A 1,782-nucleotide genomic window follows, 5' to 3' on the forward strand; every position below is an offset into this window, starting at 1 on the left:
AGCAACTGGAGCAACGGGAGCAACGGGAGCCACAGGAGTGACTGGAGCAACAGGAGTAACTGGGGCTACTGGTGCAACTGGTGCAACCGGAGTGACCGGAGCAACGGGAGCAACCGGGGTCACAGGAGCAACCGGAGCAACCGGGGTCACAGGAACAACGGGAGCGACGGGGCCAACTGGTCCAACAGGTGTAACGGGAGCAACCGGAACAACTGGAGTAACTGGGGCTACTGGTGCAACTGGGGTAACCGGAGCCACTGGAGTGACCGGAGCAACAGGAGTAACTGGAGCCACTGGAGTAACTGGAGCAACGGGAGCAACTGGTGCGACAGGAGTAACGGGAGCAACGGGAGCAACTGGGATCACTGGAGCTACCGGAGCAACAGGAGCAACAGGAGTGACTGGAGCAACAGGAGTAACTGGGGCTACTGGTGCAACTGGAGCAACTGGAGCAACAGGAGTAACTGGTGCAACAGGAATAACAGGAGCTACAGGAGCCACCGGAGCCACCGGAGCGACTGGAGTAACTGGAGCGACAGGAGCAACCGGAGTAACCGGAGCGACTGGTGCAACAGGAGTAACTGGTGCAACTGGAGCAACCGGAGCAACAGGAGTGACTGGAGCCACAGGAGTAACTGGTGCAACCGGAGTGACCGGAGCCACAGGAGCGACTGGAGCCACTGGAGTAACTGGTGCAACAGGAATAACAGGAGCTACAGGAGCCACCGGAGCCACAGGAGTAACTGGTGCAACAGGAGTAACAGGAGCCACTGGAGCGACGGGGCCAACTGGTCCAACAGGTGTAACGGGAGCAACCGGAACAACTGGAGTAACGGGAGCGACTGGAGTAACCGGAGCCACCGGACCGACAGGACCTAGTGGAGTAACCGGAGCCACTGGAGTGACCGGAGCCACCGGAGCAACAGGAGCCACCGGACCGACAGGACCTAGTGGAGTAACCGGAGCAACAGGAGCCACCGGACCGACAGGACCTAGTGGAGTAACCGGAGCCACTGGAGTGACCGGAGCAACCGGAGCCACTGGAGCAACGGGAGCAACTGGTGCGACAGGAGTAACGGGAGCAACCGGAGCAACCGGAGCCACTGGAGTAACAGGAGCCACTGGAGTGACCGGAGCAACCGGAGCCACTGGAGTGACCGGAGCAACCGGAGCCACTGGAGTAACAGGAGCCACTGGAGTGACCGGAGCAACCGGAGCCACTGGAGTGACCGGAGCAACCGGAGCCACTGGAGTAACAGGAGCCACTGGAGTGACCGGAGCAACCGGAGCCACTGGAGTGACCGGAGCAACCGGAGCCACTGGAGTAACAGGAGCCACTGGAGTGACCGGAGCAACAGGAGCCACTGGAGTGACCGGAGCAACGGGAGCCACTGGAGTGACCGGAGCAACCGGAGCCACTGGAGTAACAGGAGCCACTGGAGTGACCGGAGCAACCGGAGCCACTGGAGCAACCGGAGCCAATGGAGCAACGGGAGCAACTGGTGCAACAGGAGTAACAGGAGCCACCGGACCGACAGGACCTAGTGGAGTAACCGGAGCGACTGGAGTAACTGGAGCGACAGGAGTAACAGGAGCCACCGGAGCGACTGGAGTAACTGGAGCGACAGGAGCAACCGGAGTAACCGGAGCAACAGGAGTAACCGGAGCAACTGGTGTCACAGGAGCCACTGGAGTGACCGGAGCAACAGGAGTAACCGGAGCAACTGGTGTCACAGGAGCCACTGGAGTGACCGGAGCAACAGGAGCCACTGGAGCAACCGG

The 1,782-nt window shown here is 61.0% G+C and carries 1 protein-coding gene; it reads left to right on the forward strand.

Features of this window, described 5'->3' with window-relative positions:
- Window positions 1-1,782: hypothetical protein (locus E4663_RS19880; RefSeq protein ID WP_193554869.1), on the forward strand; the 1,782-nt coding region annotated here is incomplete at both ends.

It is taken from the genome of Halobacillus salinus, from assembly GCF_004684905.1.
GTDB lineage: Bacteria > Bacillota > Bacilli > Bacillales > Halobacillaceae > Halobacillus > Halobacillus salinus.